The organism is Thermostilla marina (assembly GCF_054657455.1).
This window is the reverse complement of the sequence record NZ_BAAHYR010000001.1, coordinates 444,858-466,032: the sequence shown is the minus strand read 5'-3', so window position 1 is coordinate 466,032 and position 21,175 is coordinate 444,858. Positions and strand designations below refer to the sequence as shown.

Genomic DNA, 21,175 nt, shown 5'->3' with positions numbered 1-21,175 from the left:
CGACCACGAGGCGATCGAGGGTTACTCGGTCGCCTCGTTCATTTTCGCCTCGGAACGATCGACTTCGCCGTTTTGCTCCTGCGTTCGCTCATGACGTTGGGCGGCCGCGGTAAAGTGCGGTTGCGGAATCCCTTCGGGGCCGTGAACGGCTGCCGAAGCCGGCCGCTCGACCGGTCGCATGTCGTGCCGTAGGGTTCCCCGACGCCGCCCCAATACGGCCGTCGAGACCAGGAACGGTCGGCCCGAGGCCTCGTCGCCTTGGAAGAAGACCGGCAACTGACGCACGTCGAAGGCCACCGGTTCGGCATGCGCCCGCGCGAGACGCGCCGAAGTCTCGACCGTCGCCCAGCCTGCCGTTTGGAAAAAGACCTGGTCGAGCACGTAGCCGTCGGCAAAGCTGGCCTCCAACGGCACGATTTCATCGGCTCGACGATGGGCGTACACGATGTGTTTCGCCCGCCGGTTCCGGAAATCCTGTTCCGCCAGGGCGTGCACGACGAACGAATCGCGGTCGGCGCCGCGCAATGCCCGATACCAGGCGGTCGACTTCTTCCACCAGTCGCGGGCGGGACGGCTCGCAAACCGCAGCAGCCGGACCAGGCGACGGCGGACACGGTGATCGCCTTCGTCGAGCCACGCGGCCGTTCGTTCGTGCCGCAAAAACTCGTCACAGCAACTGTCCCACACCGATTCGATCGCCCGCTGCAATCGGGGCGGCAAACACGCCGCCTGCACGATCCCATCGAGCCAGGCCGGCGCCGCTACGGGCGGATAGACGTGATGAATCCGCCGTACCCGTTCGATCAACGATCCGTCCAGAAAATCGCCCAACTCTCGTTCGAGTGCCGCTTGGAACCGCACGAGCAACTCGATCACGAAGACGTCGAACATCGAGGCCGAAGTGCGGTCGCCCGCGTAACAAAACGGATCGAACACATCGCCGTGCCGCGCCGCCGCCTTGTGGCGCCGCAAGGCGTCGAGCAAGATCGGATCCTCGGTCATGTCGTGCGGAAACGGCACGTCGAACGGCTGGGCGACGCCGAAGGCCGATCCGACCATTTCCCGCAACCGATCGTACGCCGCACCGGGCAAGTGCAGAAACCAATCCCGCTCGCCCACCACGTAATGGACGACTACGGGAACATGATCGCACTCGGGGCCGCTCTGCGAACGGGTGCGCAACAGCGGAGGCACAGCCACCCCGCGCTGACGCAATTGCGCGAAGAACTCGACGATTGGGGCGTTGTTCGCGAGAATCGCTTCGGCGATGCGGGAAAGCTGGGCGAACAGCCCGGGACTGTCGGGCGGAAGCCAAGGCCGCACACTCGATCGAGCCGTCCAGCGGTCGGTCGCCAAAAAGTCGAGGACGTCGCCCAACAACACCAAGTCGAGCCGGTCGATCGGTCGATATGAGCCGTCGCGCCGATACGAGGCCTCCTCGGCTGCCGCCGACAGCCGGCGTGCCAACCAATCGACGGCGTCGACCGTCAACGAATCGCGCACGGTTCCGTCGGTCAGATGAAGATCGGCCAAGAATACCAGCATGCGGCACCTCCGGGTGCGCGGAATCGCCCCAAAACACGCCCCACCGCGCGGCGTCACGCTCCGGTCCCCTCGCCCAACGGAGGACCGGTCGCGCCGCAGCGAACGGTCGATACGATCTCAACATCTATATCGGCCGTACGCTTTCGGTCGATTGAGACCGGACGATCGCGGGAGGCGAGCCTTCCCTACTCTCTCCAAACGTACATGCGCACCGGCTCGCAAAATCCCCCGAAAGAGCGAAACTCACGCCGCGGCACCGCAATGAATTTGCCGATTGCGCAGATTCGGCAAGCCGATCGAAAAAAACCTGGACTCGATCCCCCGATTGGGTGCTTTTCCAGAGGCTTCCTGACCTTCCTGCGTGACCTAATCTTCCCATAGTGGGGCTGAATTGCTGCGCCTTCTCGGAATCGCATTGCCGACATTCTCCCTCCCGGCCCCGCGGAGAGAAGAATGTCCTTCAAGCCGCCATGTGGAAAGGTTCTATGACGCACGAACGAGAACGGCTCGAACCGAAGAACGTACCGACGGACACGACCTCGCCTGCGCCCGACGCCGTAACCGAAGCGGCCGCCGACGCAAGTCCGGCTCCGGCGTCCGGGGTGACGGCTGAGGAATGGATTTCTCGATTGAGCGCCTTGGTCGATCAAGAATCGGCCGTCTATTCCGAGGAAGACACGCAGACGTCGGTATCGATCGAAAGCGATGATGCCGCTCGGCTGGCCTTCGTGCGATTGGGAACGGCCGCCGCGCTGTTTCACATGCTGCGATTACGACACGCCTCGGTAGCGGCGCACAGTTTGCGCGTGGCGTTGACGACCTCGGCGTGGGCGGCGGCGATGGGCCTGGAACCTCGCCTGCGCGAGATCGCCGAAATCACCGCCCTGCTGCACGATCTGGGCATGATCGGGCTATCGGACCATATCCTGATGAAGCCGGGGCCGCTCACGCCCGACGAATTCGTCCACGTGGATCAGGCACGGCATGCTTCGGCCGAGATTTTGCGGGGGACGACGCGCGATCGAGACTTGTTGCTGGCGATCGAGCATGTGCCCGCCTGGTTCGACGGTTCCCGCAGCGGCTACCGGCTGTCGCACCGGAAGATACCGCTTCCGGCCCGCATGACGGCGATCGTCGAGGCGTTCGACTCGATGACGACCGATCAGGTGTATCGGCCCGCGATGAGTATCGAGCAAGCGACCGCCGAGTTGTTCGGCAACGCCGGAACGCAGTTCGACCCCGACTTGGTCGAGGCGTTCGCGTTGTTCTACGGCAAGGCGGGAAACCACATCCGGGCAAAGGTCGCCAAACGCTGGCTCACGGAACTCGATCCTGCCGTCGCCGACGGTTTCTGGGAATGGACGCCGCTGCGCAACACCGGCGGCGAAAGCCGGATCGACGACTTCTTCCGCCGCACCGTGCTCGATTCGATGGGCGACGGTGTCTTGTTCGTCGATCGCGAGCGGCGCATCCGCTATTGGAACCACGGCATGGAAAGCATGACCGGCGTCGCCGCCGAAAGCGTCTGCCAGCGGTTCTGGGAACCGGGCATCCTCGGCCTGCGGAACGAGCAGGGCAACCCGATCGAACCGGAAGATTGTCCTCTGGCCACGGCGCTGCAATGCGGCATGCGGGCATACCGCCGGTTGACGTTGCGCGGCCGCCACGGACGCGAAACGCCCGTGAACGCCCAAGTGTTTCCCGTCCTGCGAGACGACAACACCGTTCTCGGGGCGGCCATGCTCGTTCACGACGCCAGCGCCGAAATCTCGATGGAACAGAACATCGAGACGCTCAAGGACCGCGTCACCAAGGATCCCATGACGCAGGTCGCCAACCGCGCCGAGTTCGACCGTACGCTCGAAGTCCTCGTGTCGCAGTACCGGCAGCGAAACACGATCTTCAGCTTGATCATCTGCGACATCGACAAATTCAAGCGAATCAACGACACGTTCGGGCATCAGGCCGGCGACGAGGCGATCAAGAGTCTGGCTTCGTTGTTACGGAACCACTCGCGGCCGGGCGATTTGGTCGCGCGGTACGGCGGTGAAGAATTCGTGTTGCTGTGCGTCGACTGCGACATCGGCACGGCAACCCGGCGAGCCGAACAGATCCGCCAGGTGCTCGCCCGCACGCCGCAGCTGATGCTCGACGGCCGCTGCATCACCGCGAGCTTCGGCGTCACGCAGGTGCAACCGGGTGACACCGCCGAGACGGTCCTGCGTCGGGCCGACCGGGCCTTGCTGATGGCCAAGGATCGCGGCCGGAACATGGTCGTCCAACAAGGCAGCGGCGGCTTCCAGTCGGTATCGGCCGCAGGTACGGCAAGCGAAGGCCCGGAAGGCGATCTGGTCATCCGCCAAGTCATGTCGACGACGGTCCCCATCTCGCTGGCCGTCGAGAAACTGCGCGGCTTCGTCTCGGACCACCAGGCAAAGATCGTCCGCATCGAGCAGAACCGCGTGCTCGTGGAAATCTCGGACGCGAAATCGACGCCGAACCGCCGGGCGAGCGATCGACCGGTCACGTTCTCGGTGACGATCGAGTTTGCCGAGGAGCGGCACGGGGCGTCCGCCCGCACGCGGTTGCATGCCGAAATCATCCCCAAGAAAACCCGCGACCGACGACGCGCCGATTTGACCCGACGGGCCGAAGACGTGCTCACCAGTTTGCGGTCGTACCTGATGGCCGTCGTCGAAAAAAGCGAAAGCGAGGACCGCTCGGTGAAACGTCGCGTCCGCTCGCTGTGGGAATTCTTCCGGCGAAGCTGAACGCAGCACGCCGTCGCACCGAGCCAAATCGAAAAACACGTCAGGGGGCGTTTCGCGAATCGGCGATGGCCGGTTCCCGCAACGCCTTCGTTGCATTGAAACCACAAGCGTCGAAGCCCGCCGATCGGGCGGCCGTATCGACCTTGAACCGAACACGACGAGGGCGTCCCATGGCCCGCATTGCCGTAACCTTGTCGGGCGTCGAACGCATGCTGTTGAATCGGCTGGCCGAGGCCGATGCCGCGGTCACCCTGCACACGCTGCGTTTGACCACCGAGAAGAAGATCAACAGCCCCAGCGACGATCCCGCCGCGTTCTTCACGCTCAGCCGCTTTCAAACCGACCTGAACGTCGTCGCCGCGACGATGCAAAACGTGACTGCGGCAAGCAGCCTGGTGACGCAAACCCAAAGTCTTTTGTCGCAAATTCGCACGCAACTGGAGACCATCCAAAGCGAACTCGAATCGCCCTCCTCCGATTCGCAAGAGAAAATCGACGAAGCGATCGCCCAGATCGACGCCTTGGCGACCACCGAAGTCGACGGACGGCGCGTGCTCGACGGCTCGGGCACGTTTTACGACTCGGGACGCGATACGTCGCAGGTGGCCGACCTTCGGATCTACTCGGTCGGAGGCGGCGGCACCGTCAAGAAAGCCCAACCCGCCGAACTCACCTACACCGGCAGCGCGCGCTATGCCGCGGCTGATGCCTCGATCAAGTTGACCGGCGTCCGCGGCTCGACCATCCTCACCGTGAGCACCGACGACACACTCGAAGCCCTTGCCGAAAAGATCAACGCCCGCACCGCCTCGACCGGTGTTCAAGCCTCGGTAGACGACAACACGCTGACCCTCTCGAGCACGGGCACGGGATCGGGAGCATACGTGGGTGTTTCCGTCCTCAGCGGCACGTTCGCCGTAACCGGCGGAAACGGCGACGGCACCGCCAACGGCACCGACGGCGTCACCTCGTCGTCGCCGGTCATCTACGGCGAGGTTCTTCAAGCCGCGACCCAGGCACAACTGACCCACAGCGAACCGACCGGCTCGATCACCGCCGACGACACCTTCACGCTCAGCGGAACTCGCGGATCGACCAGCATCTCGGTCACCACCGGGCAAACGCTTTCGCAAGTCGCCGATACGATCAACGCCCAATCGCATACCACCGGCGTTGAAGCGAGCGTGTCGGGCGACGGGAAAACCCTGTATCTGACCAGCATCGACTACGGGGCGAACGCCTACGTCAAGGTGACGGACGGATCGTTCTCCGTCAGCGGCGGCGACGGAAACGGCACCGCGTACGGAACGAATGCCGAGGCCGTCATCAACGGACGAACCTACTCCGACCAGGGAACGGACGATCAACCCGCCGAACTGCGCCACCGCGAAAAAGGAACCACCATCACCAACGACGCGGTCATCCGCATCACCGGCGCGCTCGGATCGGCCGACATCACGATTACCGCCGGGCAAACACTCAGCGACGTGGCTTCGGCCATCGAAGCCCAAAAAGCCGTGACGGGCGTGACCGCCTCGGTCGATTCGAACGACCTCGTCTTGCAAAGTACCGACACCGGCGACGATGCCTCCATTTCGCTGGAAGTCAAAAGCGGCACGTTCACCACGGTCGAAAACTACACCGAGGCCGCGCAGGCGGTCATCACGCACACCGAGTCGACCGGCTACATTACCGCAGCGGCGCAATTCCGGCTCACCGGGGCCGACGGTTCCTACGACTTCACGCTTTCCGGCGGCGAATCACTCTCCGAAGTCGCCCAGATGATCCGCGCGCAAAGCGGGACGACCGGCGTGACCGCGTCGGTCTACGGGGACCAGCTGTTGATTCAAAGCACCGATACCGGTTCTTCGGCGTTCGTTACCTTCCAACTGCTGTCGGGCACCTTCGACATCGAAGGCGACACCGGCGGGACCGCCTACGGAACGAATGCGACCGCCCAGGCGTCGGGCAGCGACGGCACCGCCGGCGACACGACCATCGACGGCAACCGCTTCATCGTCAATTCGGGCGGCTTCCACTTCGAAATCGAATTCCAACCCGGCTTCACCGGCGAGTTCGACCCGATTACCGTCTCGGGCGAGGCGATCCCCTTCGCCCTTTCGACGTCGCTTACCCGCAATTTCACATTGTCGATTCCCAGCGTCTTGTCGACCAAGCTCGGCGGTATCAGCGGCACGTTGGATCAGATCGCCGGCGGCGGCGCGTATTCCGGCCTGGGCAGCAATACCTCGCGGGCGCTGCGAATCGTCGACGAGGCGCTCGCCGATCTGACGGAAATCGAAGGCCATGTCGACGGCTTCTACAACGCCGCCGTCACCAGCTCCTCGAATCTGCTCTCCGACATCCAATCGAAACTCGAATCGGCCGCCGAAGAAACCGACGGCTACGACGAGGACGAAGAAACGACGCTGCTCACCAAGGCCCAGAACCTGTACGACAACGGCGTCGCGGCCCTGCAAATCTTGAACCTGCAACGCAGTTCGATCATCACGATGATCCAGAAGATCGCCGGACTCATCTGATCGCGCCGGGGCGTGCCCCGGTCGCTTGCGACGATCTCGGAACGTCTCTGCCGAGACCCCCGCAGGCAGCCGAACCTCCTCCACCGTCGCCCCCGAGGCGCTGCGTTTCTTTCCCGGCTTTTTGAGAAGGCGAAACGCAAAACAGCCGGCAGCCGAACCGACGAATGGTTCGATCAGGGGGAGACGCGACGCTCTTTCGAGTGGATTCCGACGGCGCAAAGGGGGCCGGGGTGATGTTCCGAAATTCCGCCCGAGTCGATACAATGGCGCGTCTGTGTACCGGCGCCCGTCGGTGTCTTCCAGTCGGCTTTGTGGAGCTTTCAGTCCCTAAGCCGCCTTGACCAGTCTTCCAAGAGTTGCTAGTTTGCCCGTTTTTCAATCGCAAACTGAACGGGAGTCACGGAACGTGCCATACAACTGTATCGTTTGCGTCAAGCAGGTGCCCGACACGGCCAACATCACGGCCGAGGCCATGAAAGAAGACGGGACGGTCAATCGTGCCGCGTTGCCTGCGATTTTCAATCCCGAAGACTTGAACGCCTTGGAAACGGCCCTGGAAATTCGGGACCGTTTCGGCGGAACGGTGACGGCGTTGAGCATGGGGCCGCCCAAAGCGGCCGAAGTGCTCCGCAGTTGCCTTTATCGCGGGGCCGATCGCGCCATTTTGTTGACCGACCGGCGGGCGGCTGCGAGCGACACTTTGGCCACCAGCTACATTCTGGCTCAGGCGATCAAGACGATCGGCAACTACGACGTCGTGTTGTGCGGTCGTCAGGCGATCGACGGCGACACGGCCCAAGTCGGTCCGCAAACGGCCGAAAAACTCGGTTTGCCGCAAGTCACTTACTTGGAAGAGCTCGTCGACATTCAAGACGGCACGGCGCGCATCCGCCGAAACGTCGGCAACGGCTGGGAGATCGTCGACGTTCGTCTGCCCGCGTTGGTGACGGTGATCGGCACGGCGAATCGACCGCGGCCCGCGGCGGCGAGAAAGATGATGCGGTACAAGCGGGCGCGTGTGCCGGCCGAAATCGAGATGGAAGTCCGCCGCACGATGAAGGACGCCTCGGCCGAAGAACAGCAAGCCGAAATCGAGAAGCGGATCGCCGAATTGAAGGCGCAGAACCTGCTCATGGAGCAATGGAGCCTGGACGACATCGATGCCGATCTGTCGCGTTGCGGCCTGGCCGGCTCGCCGACCAAGGTGTTCCGCGTCCAGTCGATCGTGTTGACCAAAGAAGGCTACACCGAGATTCCGCCCACCGAGGAAGGCATCCGGCAGCTCATTCACGAACTCGTCGTCGAGCACACCTTGGGGTAAACCGTCGCTCGAACGACCTTTCGGCAAGTGAACGAAATCGAATCCAATCAACGGCCGCGTGACGAAGCAAAACCATGATCGAACCGAATCGCCAGGGAGAAGTTTGGGTCTACGCCGAACAAGAAGACGGCTCGCTGCACGATGTCGTGCTCGAGTTGTGCGGTAAGGCTCGCGAGTTGGCCGACCGACTCAAGGTGCCGGTCGGTGCCGTGCTGCCGGGGAGCGATGTCCGGCCGCTCGCCAAGACGCTCATCAGCCACGGCGTGGACCGCGTGTACGTCGTCGAGGACGAGCGACTGGGTCACTTCCAGACGCTTCCCTACGCCCGCGTCGTCGCCACGCTGATCGAAAAGTACAAGCCCCAAATCGTCATGTACGGGGCGACGCCCTTGGGGCGGGATTTGGCGCCGCGGATCGCCTCGACGGTGCGGGCGGGCATGACCGCCGACTGCACCGACTTGCAAATCGGCGACGTCACCGACCCGAAGACCAAGACCGAGCACAAGGATCTGCTGTTGCAAATCCGCCCGGCCTTCGGCGGGAACATCATCGCCACGATCGTCAACTACGACTGGTGGCCGCAGATGGCGACCGTCCGCGAAGGCGTGATGCCGTTGTTGCCGCCGCAGCCCGACCGCAACGGCGAGATCATCGACGAGAAGGTCGAAATCGACGAGGCCGAATTGGCGCTGAAGCTGATCGAGCGGCACATCGAGCCGAAGAAGGTCAACCTCAAGGGCGCCCGCGTCATCGTCGCCGGGGGCGGCGGCGTCGGCAGCAAAGAAAACTTCCGCCTGATCCACGAGTTGGCGGGCGCGATCGGCGGAGCGGTCGGTGCCAGCCGGGCCGCGGTCGACGGCGGATTCATCGGCAAGGAACACCAGATCGGCCAGACGGGAACGACCGTCCGACCGGCGCTGTACATCGCCGCCGGAATCTCTGGCGCCGTCCAGCATCGGGCCGGCATGGAAGAATCGGCCAAGATCGTCGCCATCAATACCGATCCCGAAGCCCCCATCTTTTCGGTGGCGCATTACGGGATCGTCGGCGACTTGAAACAGGTCATTCCGATGATGATCAAGGCCCTCAAAGAACGACGTTGAGTGTCGTTCGGCGACACGTGCCGCCGAATACCGTATAAGAAACACGAATCCGAACACCACGAATAGGTCCCACGCTGTCGAGCCTCGTCGAGGTCGAACCCGAAGGTAATCGATCACGCAGCGGCTCGAAGCAGGAAATCCCGAGGAGTGATTCCGTGGGTAACTATTTTCTCGACAACGAAGACATTCTCTTCCTGTTCGATCACCTGGACCTGCGCGAGATCGCCCGCATCCAGGAAGAATACGCCCAAAACGGCGATGCCGACTATGTGCCCGTCGACGAAGACGACTGCGTCGACAACTACCGGCGCATCTTGGAAATCGTCGGTGAAATCGCCGCCGATGTGATCGCGCCGAACGCCGAAACCGTCGACCGCGAGGGCAACACGCTCAACGAAGACGGCACCGTCACCCTCCATCCGCTGGTGCGGGAAAACCTCGACGCGATGGCCCGCGCCGACATGATGGGCTTCACCCTGCCCCGCAAGTACGGTGGTTTGAATTGCCCGAACATCATCTACACGATGGCCACCGAGATCGTCAGCCGGGCCGACGCCTCGTTCATGAACCTGTTCGGCCTACAAGGCATCGCGGAAACGATCAACGCCTTCGCCAACGACGAAATCAAGGACGAAGTCCTTCCGCGCTTCGCCGACGGCGAAGTCACCGGTGCGATGGTGCTCACCGAGCCGGACGCCGGCAGTGATCTTCAGGCCGTTCGGCTGCGGGCATACCAGGACGAGTCGGGCCAATGGTACCTCAACGGCGTAAAGCGGTTCATCACCAACGGCTGCGGCGAGATCTTGTTGGTCCTCGCCCGCAGTGAACCCGAAATCAGCGACGGTCGCGGCTTGAGCTTGTTCATTACCGAGCGGTCGGAAAAGGTCCGCGTCCGACACCTGGAAAACAAGCTGGGAATCCACGGTTCGCCCACGTGCGAACTGGTCTTCGACGATACGCCCGCCCGCCTGATCGGCGAACGGCAGCGCGGCTTGATCACCTATGTGATGGCGTTGATGAACGGCGCCCGCGTGGGTATTGCAGCGCAATCGCTGGGCATCGGCGAAGCCGCCTTCCGCCTGGCTCGTATCTATGCCCACACGCGAAAGCAGTTCGGCGTGCCGATCGAGCGTCTGCCTGCGGTGGCCGAGTTGGTGACCGACATGCGGGTGGACCTCGAAGCCGCCCGCGCGTTGACGTATGCCACCAGTTGTATCTGCGACCAGGAAAACAACAACCTGCGCGTGCTCGAATCGGTGGCCGACCTGCCCGCCGACGAAAAGAAACGCCGCAAGCAACTGTCGCGTCAGCTCAAGCGGATCAACGCCATGCTTACGCCGATGAGCAAGTACTATGCATCGGAGATGTGCATCCGCGTGGCCAACGACGCGATCCAGGTGTTGGGCGGATCCGGATACATGAAAGACTACGCCGCCGAGCGGTACCTCCGCGACGCGCGGATCACGACGATCTATGAAGGGACCAGCCAATTGCAGGTGGTCGCCGCCGTTCGCGGAGTAGCGTCGGGATCGCTGGTCAATTACGTGGCGCCGTTCGAGGCGGCTTCGTATGAAGATCCGGACCTGGCCGCCATGCGGGACGAATTGATCGAAGCCCGCAAGCGGCTGAGCGACGTCATCGATTTCGTCAAGAAACAGCCGACCGCCTACCTCGACCTGGCCGGTCGCCGACTGGTCGAATCGGCGATCACCATCATCGTGGGACATCTCTTCCTGAAGCAAGCCGTCGACAAGGAACGCAAGAAACAGGTGGCCAAGCGGTTCCTCAGCCTGCGGCTGCCGCTGTTGGACATGCATTGCCGGCAGGTAGAAACCGGCGACATGACCCCCTTGGAAGAATACGAGGTCATCGCCGGTCCGGTGCCGTCGGTCAGCTGACGGTCGTCCCGCCGGTCCGGCAGATTCCGACGGTGATTCGCGCATCCGGGAGCGACGAAAAGCACCGTTCGGTAACAAGACGACGATCCCGACCCGTTGCCGGGACGTATAGAATGGGCAATGTCTCGCAGCTGCGTCGCTTGCGGCGCAGCTCGTATTGCATTGCGATTCGACGTTTCCGCTCGACACCGGCCGACGCGCGATCGTCTTGGGCATGTCAAGCCAATCCATCAGCGAGGGTAGTTTGTAATGGGAATGTTCGACGGCAAAATCGGTTTGATCATGGGCGTGGCCAACGACCGCAGCATCGCCTGGGCGATGGCCGAAGCCCTGCACGCCGAAGGGGCCGAACTGGCCTATACACATCTTCCGGGACCGTCCAGTGAGCGACGTGTCCATCGTCTGGTCGACGCACATCATCCGAAACTGGTCCTTCCCTGCGACGTTCAATCCGACGAAAACATCGCCGACGTCTTCGAGCAAATCGACGACGAGTACGGACGTCTCGACTTCGTCCTCCATGCGATCGCCTTCGCACCGCCGAAAGAACTGCGCAGCCCTTATGTCGAAACCAGCCGCGAGGGCTGGCACCTGGCGATGGACATTTCGGCGTACAGCCTGGTTGCCGTCGCGCGTGCCGCCGCTCCCTTGATGGAAGAAAACGGCGGATCGATCGTCACCATCAGCTACTACGGCGGCGAGAAGGTCATGCCCGGTTACAACCTGATGGGCGTCTGCAAAGCCGCCTTGGAACATAGCGTGCGTTACTTGGCCTGGGACCTGGGGCCCAAGAAGATCCGCGTCAACGGCGTGAGCGCCGGTCCGATGCGGACGCTCAGTTCGGCGGGCATTTCCGGCTTCGACGAAATGCAAAAGCATGCCGCTGCGAAAAGCCCGTTGCGGCGGAACGTCGAATTCGAAGAACTGGGTCGCACCGGACTGTTCCTGCTGGGGGACATGTCCGACGGCATCACCGGCGAGATTCTGCACGTCGATTGCGGCTACAACATCGTCGGCCTGTAACCGTTTGAAGCGGGTTGCGATCGCCGGGCCCGAAAACCGCAACATCCCACGACGGGACGCCTCCCGCGGCCATCCCGTCGTTTTTTCTGCGCACAGGCAAACGAAGCGGCATGAGCTGTGTCGGTGCCGGATGACACCAGAGGCAAATCAACAGCACCGCCGATGCGGTAAGGAACGGATGTCGCCGAGTTCGCACGCACATTCGAGGACGTGCATTCCGCCCGTTCCTCTTGGTCGGCGAGCTCCTCTTGCCACAGCGCGCGTTTCAAGACGGCCGGCGAAGCCGTCAACCGAAACGGCCGGTGATGTAATCTTCGGTTTGTTTGACGCGGGGGCGTTCGAAGATGTCGGGCGTGGGGCCGAACTCGATCAGTCGACCGAGGTACATCAACGCCGTGTAGTCGCTCACCCGCGACGCCTGTTGCATGTTGTGCGTCACGATCAGCACGGTGTATTCGCCCGCCAGGTCGCGAATCAAGTCTTCGATCTTGCTCGTGGCGATCGGGTCGAGCGCCGAACACGGCTCGTCGAGCAGCAACACTTCGGGATCGGCGGCGACCGCGCGGGCAATGCACAAGCGTTGTTGTTGCCCGCCCGAAAGCCCCAAAGCGCTGTCGTTCAGACGATCCTTGACTTCGTCCCAAAGCGCGGCGGCACGCAGGCTGCGTTCGCAGGTTTCTTCGAGCACACGACGGTTCCGTTGTCCGTCGATCCGCAAAGGATAGACGACGTTTTCGAAAATACTCATCGGAAACGGATTGGGCTTCTGGAAGACCATCCCCATCCGTTTGCGCAGTTCGATCACGTCGACGTCGCGGGCGAAGATCGATTCGCCCCACAGCTTCATGTCGCCTTCGATACGGACGGAGGCGATCAGATCGTTCATGCGATTCACGCAGCGCAACAAGGTCGACTTGCCGCACCCGCTCGGGCCGATCAAGGCCGTCACCTTGCCCGCCGGAATGCCCATGCTGATGTCGAACAGGGCCTGCTTCGCCCCGTACCACAAGCTGAAGTGTTCGACTTCGAGGATGCATTCTTCGTCGAACACGGCCGGATGAATGACCGCCTCGTGGGCTGCGGTATCGTTCGTCGAACGCGACTGCGCGGATGACGCGTGCAAGGATGGTTCCGATGCGTTGGGGGCGATGTCATCCGCCCGCGAAGGCGATCCCATGGTTGCCGTCCTCATCGATGAGTTCAACGATTCGACTTTCGTGACAGGTTCCTGCATCGGCATGGTATTGTCAAGTCTCACATTGTCGGCAAAGCACATCCTACAGCCCTCAGAACGCGGCGGCCTGATGCCGTTGTCGCAGTCGCTTGCGGACCAAGATCGCCGTCAGATTCAATGCGGCCACGATCAAAATCAGAAGCAGCGTGGTCGTGAACACCATCGGCTTGGCCGCTTCACTGTTCTGACTTTGAAAGCCCAAGTCGTAAATGTGAAACCCCAGGTGCATAAAACTGCGTTCGAGGTGGACGTACGGAAACACGTGATCCACCGGCAGCAAGGGCGCCAGCTTGACGACGCCGACAAGCATCAGCGGAGCGACCTCTCCGGCACCGCGGGCCATCGCCAAGATCGTGCCGGTCAACACGCCGGGTACGGCCTGGGGCAGCACGATGCGACGGATCGTCTGCCATTTGCCTGCCCCGCAAGCATACGAACCTTCCCGCATCGAATTGGGGACCGCCGCCAAGGCCTCTTCGGTAGCGACGATGACCACCGGCAACGTCAACAAGGCCAGCGTCAGCGAGGCCCACAAGATCCCCCCCGTACCGAACGTCGGTGAGGGCAACCGCTCGGGAAACAGTAGTTGATCGATCGTGCCGCCGACCAGGTAACAGAAAAACCCCAGCCCGAACACGCCGAATACGATGCTCGGCACGCCCGCCAGGTTGTTGATCGCGATCCGGATGACGCTGACGATCACACCCGATTTCGCATATTCCCGCAGATACAATGCCGCCAATACGCCCAGCGGAACGACCGCCAGGGTCATCAACAGCGTCATGACGACCGTGCCGAAAATCGCCGGGAACACGCCCCCTTCGCTGTTCGCCTCGCGCGGTTCGGCGGCCAAGAACTCGTAGAATCGCGAGAAATAAACGGCCCACTTGCCGCCGAACGAAAGCCGATTGGCCGGGTACGCGCGAACGATGTCGGCCGGGGCCAACGCGACCTCTTGCCCGTCGGCGGTTTGGACATACAACGTGTAGCGGGCGTTTTCGGCCTTCAGTTCGTCGATGTGGGTCTGGATGTCTTCCAACCGGGCCTGAAGTTTTTCGACGGTCGCCTCGTATTCCTTTTGCGCTTCGGCGTATTGCGGCGAATCTTCACCGTGCTTCAGCTCGACGCGCCGGACGGCCAGACGTGCTTCGTCCATCCAGCGGTTCAAGTCGCCGATGTCGCGTTTTTCCATCGCGTGAATTCTCTTGCGCCGCTCGGCCACCTGCGGCAAGATTTCGCGGAAGGCCTCCCAGACTTCGGCGGGCGTTTGCGCGACAATTTCGCCGTCGACTTCCAGCCGCACGGGCGTACCGTAGAACCGGCCCCAGGCAAGCCGTTCGAATGTCACGGCCCACTCCGGATACGCTCGTTTGTCGGGCAACAGTTCGTATTCGGCAAACCATCGAAAATGGACGTTCGTCAGCTCGAAGTTGCCCGTCCTCACCAATTCACGCACCGCCCAACCGTCGTTTGCGGCAAGGACCGCCTCGGCCGCACGACGGGTTTCTGCGGGCAACGCATCGAGTGCGTCGGGACCGGGACGAAAACGTTCCACGCGGACGATCTCGCCGAGAAACGTTTCCCCGTCGCGGGTTTGCACCTGAACCAGCGGCTTCGGCCAGAACGTGATCGCTCCCTGGTAGAACAGAAACCCCAACAAACCGACGATCATGACGAGGCATACCGAAAGTGCCCCGCCGGTGAGCCACAGCATCGGTTCGCCGTAGGCCGCAAGCGTAACCCGCGACAACCTCCCGCGTTTACCGCGTGTGCCTTCCCCGATCGCCTTCGAGGTTTCGGCGCTCATAACTGCACCGCCTTTTTGCGAAAACGCAGACGAACGATCTCGGCCGCCGTATTGATGACGAACGTCATCACGAACAACATCAAGGCGGCCAAGAACAGCATCCGGTAATGGGTTCCGTTTTGAACGGCTTCCGGCAGTTCGACGGCGATGTTCGCCGAGAGTGTGCGGAAGCCGTTGAACACGTTCCACTCCATGATCGGCGTATTCCCCGCTGCCATGAGCACGATCATCGTCTCGCCGACGGCCCGCCCCAGCCCGATCATCACCGCCGAAAACAACCCGCCTGCGGCGGTCGGAATGACGATCCGGACGGCCGTTTGCCACGGCGTCGCACCGGCGCCCAACGACGCCGCCCGCAAATGGTCGGGTACCGCGCTGAGGGCGTCGTCGGCAATCGTGTAAATGATCGGAATCACGGCGAAGGCCATCGCGATGCCGACGACCAAGGCATTGCGTTGAATGTAGGTGCCCATCAAACTGTCGCGCGGATCCCAACCGAGGGTCGTCAGCACCCAACCCATCGCCCAACCGATCCCCAGCGCCGCTAGCGTCGCGATGAGGAACTTACCCAGCTCGATAGCGGCGACGGCCGTCCGCGATGCGCCCCTCGTCGCCCGGCGCAACGGCTCGTTGACGAACCGCGCGACGACGATTGCCGTCAGCAGGGCCGCCGCGGGCAGGCAAATGTAGGCCCAGCCGCCGGTCGCCGATCCTTGTCGATTGTTCAGCCATTCCATTACGTCGCCGGCGAAGAAGATTTGCTCACACCACGTTCCGGCGTAGATCGAAGCGACCACGGCCGCAGCAACGATGGGAATCGCCGCCCATATCCGCATGCTCGAAAAACGGACCGTCCAATGTCGCGGCAGCAATTGCCAAAGATAGCCCGCCGACAAGAAAAACCACGGCAACAAGATCAAGAAAGCGAGCGTTTGCGGGATGATTTTCGCCACCACCGGAGCCAGCACCAAGGCCGCCAAGAAGCCCAACACCACGCTGGGCAGCCCGGCCATCAACTCGATGACCGGTTTCACTCGCTGCTTGACGCGCCGATCGAGGAATTCGCTGCTGTAGACCGCCGCGGCCAACGCCAACGGTACGGCCAACAGCATCGTGTAGAACGTGGCTTTGAGCGTCCCGAAGATCAACGGTACGAGACTGTATTTCGGTTCGAAGTCGTCCGTTCCGCTGGAAGACTGCCACACGAACTCGGGCGCGTTGTATCCTTCGTACCACACCCGCCCGAAAATCGTTTTCCAGGTGACACCAGGATGCGGTGCATCGACGGGCGTCAGCAGCAGGGTATCCCCGGCGACCGCCAGCAAGGCATCGTCCTTGGGCGTGACGGCGACGCTTCGCACGTCCTCATCGTGACCGGGAATTTCGGCGACGAGTTGTTCGGCGGTTGCATGGTACAGGCGGCGTGTACCGTCGGCATATGCGGCGACGAACATGCGTTGCCGCGCCGAGGACGCGATTGCCGACACGGCACCCGGCCCGCGGGAGAATACGTGCGCCCGCACCAAACGCGCGCCGTCGGAAGTCGTCGCCTCGTCGGGCTTGATGCAAAACCAACCGGCGATACCGCCCGCATCGTCGCCGATCAACAACGTCGTCTTGCCCAACAGAAACTCGGCGACCGTGATCCGCTTTGCCGCGGCGGGCAACACGTCGATCGTTTCGACTTTTTCCAGCTCTTTGACGCTGCGGACGTTGAATCGAAACAGTGTGCCGTCTTCCCAAATCACGTACACGTTGTCACCCAGGCCCGACAGCAAAAGGAAGTCGGGCGGACCGGCTTGCGCGTCGGCCTCCAACGCAATTTCACCGCCCGTCAGCGTGACGGTCTCTTTGCCGGTCAACAGGTTCTTTTTCTTGCGGACGGACCGCACGTACAGATTGCCGTCTTCGGCGACGGCGGCGATCCGCAACCCCGAAGTCTGCTCCGACAGGCGAAGCAACCGCACGGGCCGATCGCACAACTTGACCGGCTCGTCGATCGCGGCCTCGAGTCGTTCGATACGAAACTGATCCTCGGGTGTCCGCTCGACGATCGCGTTGGCATACACACCCAGTTCCCCGATTCCCAAATCGGCCAGCTCGGGCGGCGGCTCGTTCAAGAACTCCGAAACGAACTCGATCTTGCCCAGTGCGATCGTGCCGTCGGCGAAGCCGAACACGGCCGTTCCGCCGGAAAGATAATCGAACGCCGTCAGGCGTTTTCCGCCGGTCAATTCGCGGGCATCGAGCAGTTCGCCCGTATCGACGCGGAACTCACACAGGCGGCCGGTCTCGGTGAGCATCCAGCCGGCCGAAACGTACTCGTTCGTCCGCACGAACGGCAACGACGGCGAGTGTGAGGTTTCGCCGCTCCCTTCCGATTCCGCGCCCTCCGGCGACGCGAGTGCCTCGGCCAACGACAAGCGGCGGGTTTCGCCGACGGTTGCAGGCCGGAACATCGGCACGACCACCCACGCCAAGAAGATGCACACCAACAGGATCGCTGCGATCGTCCCGACGCCTCCGACGGTGATGATCCAGCGCGAGAGATATTCGCCGACGTAGACGCTCCATCGCGTCTTGCGGCGCAGCCGACGGGTCTTTGCAACACCCCTGTTGCCGGCCGCGTCGCTATATTCGATCGGAGTTCCTTTCGACATCGTCGTATCGCTATCGTCGTTCGTGGAACGCTCAGCCAAAATTCGACTCGAAATGCGGCAAGCCGTCGTCGCTGGATCGGCGCGAACACCAAGCGACGACGGCGGCTGACGTCATGGAATCGTCCGGCCCGGCATTCGCCGAGGGCGGATCACTCGGTGATACCCACTTTCTCCAACATTTCCTTCGCAATCGCGGCGGGGACCGGCAAGTAGCCGTCCTTGACGACGTCGGATTGCCCTTGCTTGCTGAAGATGTACTTGATGAATTCGCGACGCAGCGGGTCGAGCTGCGTGCCCGGCTTGTAGTTTACGTACACATACAAGAATCGAGCCAACGGATAATCACCCGAATAGGCGTTTTCGGGCTTCGCCTCGACGAATTCCGAGTCGGCATCGAGCGCCAGCGGCACGACGCGAACATCGGCTGTCTTGTAGCCGATTCCGCTGTAGCCGATGGCGTACAAGTCGCCGGCGACTCCTTGCACCACGGCGCTGCTGCCGGGCTGCTCTTTGACCTCGTCCTTGTAATCGCCGTCGAACAAGGCGTGTTCTTTGAAGTAGCCGTAAGTGCCCGACGCCGAATTACGACCGTACAGGCTGATCGGCTTGTTCGCCCACGTGCCGGTCAAACCGACCTGTCCCCAGGTGCGAATATCTTCCGGATAGCCGCCTTTGCGGGTCTTCGAAAAGATCGCATCGAGCTGAGGGAACGTGAGCCCCTTGACGGGATTGTCTTTGTTGACATACACAGCCAACATGTCGATCGCGGCAGCAAGGGCCGTAGGCTTGTAGCCGAATCGGGCCTCGAAGGTGTCGATTTCCTTTTCCTTCATCTCGCGGCTCATCGGGCCGAACTGCGACGTTCCCGCGATCAACGCGGGAGGCGCCGTCGACGAGCCTTTTCCTTCGATCTCGATTTGAACACTGGGGTAAAACTTTTTGAACCCCTCGGCCCACAGGGCCATCGTGTTGTTCATCGTGTCGGAACCGACACTCTTGATTTTGCCGGATACACCGGTCGTCGGCTTGTAGTCGGGAAGCGCGGGATCGACCGCCACCTGGGCCGAAACCATCCCGCCCAACACGGCCCATGAAACGACTGCGGCCGAAACCGACAAAAATCGACGTCGCAACATGTTACAAAGCTCCTTGAAAACGGAACCGAAAAACGAAACACTCGCCCCATTGGTCTCGCAACAGCGAAGCCCCGACTCGCGGCGAGACATCGCGCTGCCCTCATTTGCCCTCACTGTACGGGCGGGTTGTTAGCAGAGGGTTAGCCCCCCGTGAGAATTCCTCCGTCGAACGACCGGCGATTCGAGGCGGCCGCAGAAAGCGCGCGGCGAGAAAACGGATTTGCGACGGAACATTCTATTCCGCTAAGAGTTACAGAAGACCGCCGCAGTCTCGGGCGATAGCCCGGCCGGCGAATGGAAACGGCGGATGCCTTTCCGCCTTGCCGCGAACAGGGTATTTTGAATCGGTTATTCGAAGCCCGTCGTTCTCTTTTCGGCATACTGCCGCCTGCTCGCGCACGAACACGACCATGATGACCGATTTAGTAAGGCAAGAGGTTGCGAAAACCGCCAAGATTTGGGTGGTGAAAGTCGGCACGCGCGTGCTCACCGACGCCGCAGGTCGCCTGGATGAGACACGCATCGCGCGGCTCGCCGAAGACATCGCCGTCGTCCGCCGCAGCGGCCACAAGGTCGTCCTGGTCAGTTCCGGTGCCGTCGGATGCGGGATGGCTCGATTGGGGCTTACGCAGCGGCCGACCAACCTGGCCGAGCTGCAAGCCGTTGCCGCCGCCGGGCAAAGCTTACTGATCGAAACCTACAACCGCACGTTTCAAAAGTTCGGGATCTCTGCCGCGCAAATCCTGCTTACCGCCGAAGACCTCGAGCATCGCGTGCGTTATCTGAACGCGCGGAACACGATCTTGACGTTGCTCGAGCGATACGACGCCGTGCCGATCATCAACGAGAACGACACGGTCGCAGTCGATGAATTGCGAACGACCTTCGGCGACAACGACCGCCTGGCGGCCATCGTCGTCAACCTGATTCGCGCCCAATTGTTGGTCTTGCTTTCGGACGTCGACGGCCTGTACGACCGCGATCCGCGCGATCCCGAAGCCGAATTGATTCCGTTGGTGCGAAAGCTGGACGACGACGTGATGCGTTTGGCTTTCGACCGCGAAACAGGGCTGAGCCGCGGCGGCATGGCCAGCAAGCTGAACGCGGCGAGGTTGGCGACGACCGCCGGTGAAAATACGATCATCGCGCCGGGGCGCCTCGACGGCGTGCTGCAAAAGATTCTCAACGGAGATGTGGTCGGTACCCTGTTCTTGGCGCAAGGCGGGCTGGTGACTTCGCGCAAACGCTGGTTCGGCTTGAGCGTCCAGCCGCGAGGCCATATCGTCGTCGACGCGGGTGCCCGTCGGGCGATTGAAAAAAGCGGAAAAAGCCTCTTGCCGATCGGGATCATCGACGTCGTCGGGAATTTCTCGAAGGGGGACGTGGTCGCCGTGCGCGATGCCGACGGGGTCGAATTCGCTCGGGGGCTCACCAATTACAGCGCTGAAGAAATCCGACTGATCAAAGGCTTGCGAACGGACCAAATCGCCGAAAAACTGGAATATAGTCCGTACGAAGAAGTCATCCATCGCGACAATTTGTTGGTGACCCGATGAACGGCGACCATCCGCATGCGGAACCGCCGCCGCTTCCCGAGCGACCGTTTGCCGGTGCTTCGACGCCGCACGTTTCCGAAAATCCTTTTGCACCGCCGACGACCGAATCGGCCGCACATCTATCGCAACGGGAGGCCTTCCCGCAGTGGGACACGAAGACGTTGCGAAAGGTTTACTCCGATTTCGCAACGATGCGGGCCATGACGCTCTTTTGGTTCATCTTCGGCACAATGTACGCTTTCGCTCTCTTGGAAGCAGTCGCGTTTCTGGTCGATCCCGAGCCGAACGAACCCTATCGCCCGTTCATCATGACGGGAATCGGTCTGGGCGGCTGCCTGCTTTTGAGTTGCGCTATTCTGAATATTTGCCGTCATCCTGCGGCTCGGGCTCTAAGCTACATCTGTTCGGCGCTGTTGTTACCACTGTTTCCGCTGGGAACGATCATCGGGGGGTTTGCCTTGCAGGCCTACGGGCGTTCAGGCAAATACGCCTTTGGGAAAGAAGCTATCGCCTTTCGCGATTTGAAGCGCGAATATAGGCGGCGTCGGAAGCTGCGCATCGACTGACGTGCATCGATT

General features: G+C 62.0%; 13 protein-coding genes. 8 read left to right on the top strand and 5 right to left on the bottom strand.

Annotated elements, in window-relative coordinates; translation table 11 throughout:
• Positions 1-21: 21 nt before the first annotated feature.
• The gene (locus ACYQ2I_RS01610; RefSeq protein ID WP_460165237.1) at positions 22-1,545 is read right to left on the bottom strand and encodes a hypothetical protein; all 1,524 of its coding nucleotides are present in this window, start codon (positions 1,543-1,545) and stop codon (positions 22-24) included.
• A 485-nt stretch (positions 1,546-2,030) separates the two neighbouring features.
• Between ACYQ2I_RS01610 and ACYQ2I_RS01605 the strand changes: the two genes are divergently transcribed.
• The 6 genes from ACYQ2I_RS01605 to ACYQ2I_RS01580 all read left to right on the top strand — a co-directional run bounded on the left by ACYQ2I_RS01605 (position 2,031) and on the right by ACYQ2I_RS01580 (position 12,204).
• Entirely contained in the window at positions 2,031-4,316 is a 2,286-nt protein-coding gene (locus ACYQ2I_RS01605; protein WP_460165236.1) for a diguanylate cyclase, read from the top strand.
• Positions 4,317-4,486: 170 nt separating this feature from the next.
• Positions 4,487-6,859 (top strand): flagellin, encoded by a 2,373-nt coding sequence (locus ACYQ2I_RS01600; RefSeq protein ID WP_460165235.1) that lies wholly within the window; start codon positions 4,487-4,489, stop codon positions 6,857-6,859.
• A gap of 406 nt (positions 6,860-7,265) precedes the next feature.
• The gene (locus ACYQ2I_RS01595; RefSeq protein WP_460165234.1) at positions 7,266-8,180 is read left to right on the top strand and encodes an electron transfer flavoprotein subunit beta/FixA family protein; all 915 of its coding nucleotides are present in this window, start codon (positions 7,266-7,268) and stop codon (positions 8,178-8,180) included.
• A 74-nt stretch (positions 8,181-8,254) separates the two neighbouring features.
• A complete protein-coding gene (locus ACYQ2I_RS01590; protein ID WP_460165233.1) occupies positions 8,255-9,283 on the top strand; it encodes an electron transfer flavoprotein subunit alpha/FixB family protein in 1,029 nt (342 codons plus the stop codon).
• A 155-nt stretch (positions 9,284-9,438) separates the two neighbouring features.
• Positions 9,439-11,181, top strand: coding sequence for an acyl-CoA dehydrogenase family protein (locus tag ACYQ2I_RS01585; RefSeq protein ID WP_460165232.1), 1,743 nt, complete (start codon positions 9,439-9,441; stop codon positions 11,179-11,181).
• Between the two features lie 249 nt (positions 11,182-11,430).
• Positions 11,431-12,204: an enoyl-ACP reductase FabI gene (locus ACYQ2I_RS01580; RefSeq protein ID WP_460165231.1), complete on the top strand. Its 774-nt coding sequence runs from the start codon at positions 11,431-11,433 to the stop codon at positions 12,202-12,204.
• Between the two features lie 286 nt (positions 12,205-12,490).
• Here the strand turns inward: ACYQ2I_RS01580 and pstB are convergent, their stop codons facing one another.
• From pstB to ACYQ2I_RS01560, 4 genes are all read right to left on the bottom strand, one after another.
• Complete coding sequence (pstB, locus tag ACYQ2I_RS01575; protein ID WP_460165230.1) at positions 12,491-13,381, bottom strand: phosphate ABC transporter ATP-binding protein PstB; 891 nt, start codon at positions 13,379-13,381, stop codon at positions 12,491-12,493.
• Between the two features lie 109 nt (positions 13,382-13,490).
• Positions 13,491-15,245 carry a phosphate ABC transporter permease PstA gene (gene pstA / locus ACYQ2I_RS01570; protein ID WP_460165229.1) on the bottom strand — a complete coding sequence of 585 codons (1,755 nt, stop codon included), beginning with the start codon at positions 15,243-15,245 and terminating at the stop codon, positions 13,491-13,493.
• Positions 15,242-17,905 (bottom strand): ABC transporter permease subunit, encoded by a 2,664-nt coding sequence (locus ACYQ2I_RS01565; protein ID WP_460165228.1) that lies wholly within the window; start codon positions 17,903-17,905, stop codon positions 15,242-15,244. The genes pstA and ACYQ2I_RS01565 overlap by 4 nt, the downstream gene beginning before the upstream one ends.
• A gap of 149 nt (positions 17,906-18,054) precedes the next feature.
• Positions 18,055-19,041, bottom strand: coding sequence for a PstS family phosphate ABC transporter substrate-binding protein (locus tag ACYQ2I_RS01560; protein ID WP_460165227.1), 987 nt, complete (start codon positions 19,039-19,041; stop codon positions 18,055-18,057).
• A 410-nt stretch (positions 19,042-19,451) separates the two neighbouring features.
• Here ACYQ2I_RS01560 and proB point away from each other — a divergent pair, with 410 nt between their 5' ends.
• Both proB and ACYQ2I_RS01550 read left to right on the top strand, forming a co-directional pair.
• On the top strand, positions 19,452-20,597 hold the full coding sequence (gene proB / locus ACYQ2I_RS01555; protein WP_460165226.1) for a glutamate 5-kinase: 1,146 nt from the start codon (positions 19,452-19,454) through the stop codon (positions 20,595-20,597).
• Positions 20,594-21,163: a hypothetical protein gene (locus ACYQ2I_RS01550; protein WP_460165225.1), complete on the top strand. Its 570-nt coding sequence runs from the start codon at positions 20,594-20,596 to the stop codon at positions 21,161-21,163. Before proB ends, ACYQ2I_RS01550 begins: the two co-directional genes overlap by 4 nt.
• Positions 21,164-21,175 lie beyond the last annotated feature (12 nt).

Coding starts and splice junctions, on each gene's coding strand:
- proB (WP_460165226.1), top strand. CDS start 19,452: ATGATGACCGATTTAGTAAGGCAAGAGGTTGCGAAAACCGCCAAGATT.
- ACYQ2I_RS01590 (WP_460165233.1), top strand. CDS start 8,255: ATGATCGAACCGAATCGCCAGGGAGAAGTTTGGGTCTACGCCGAACAA.
- ACYQ2I_RS01600 (WP_460165235.1), top strand. CDS start 4,487: ATGGCCCGCATTGCCGTAACCTTGTCGGGCGTCGAACGCATGCTGTTG.
- ACYQ2I_RS01565 (WP_460165228.1), bottom strand. CDS start 17,905: ATGTCGAAAGGAACTCCGATCGAATATAGCGACGCGGCCGGCAACAGG.
- ACYQ2I_RS01560 (WP_460165227.1), bottom strand. CDS start 19,041: ATGTTGCGACGTCGATTTTTGTCGGTTTCGGCCGCAGTCGTTTCATGG.
- ACYQ2I_RS01610 (WP_460165237.1), bottom strand. CDS start 1,545: ATGCTGGTATTCTTGGCCGATCTTCATCTGACCGACGGAACCGTGCGC.
- ACYQ2I_RS01550 (WP_460165225.1), top strand. CDS start 20,594: ATGAACGGCGACCATCCGCATGCGGAACCGCCGCCGCTTCCCGAGCGA.
- pstB (WP_460165230.1), bottom strand. CDS start 13,381: ATGGGATCGCCTTCGCGGGCGGATGACATCGCCCCCAACGCATCGGAA.
- pstA (WP_460165229.1), bottom strand. CDS start 15,245: ATGAGCGCCGAAACCTCGAAGGCGATCGGGGAAGGCACACGCGGTAAA.
- ACYQ2I_RS01605 (WP_460165236.1), top strand. CDS start 2,031: ATGACGCACGAACGAGAACGGCTCGAACCGAAGAACGTACCGACGGAC.
- ACYQ2I_RS01580 (WP_460165231.1), top strand. CDS start 11,431: ATGGGAATGTTCGACGGCAAAATCGGTTTGATCATGGGCGTGGCCAAC.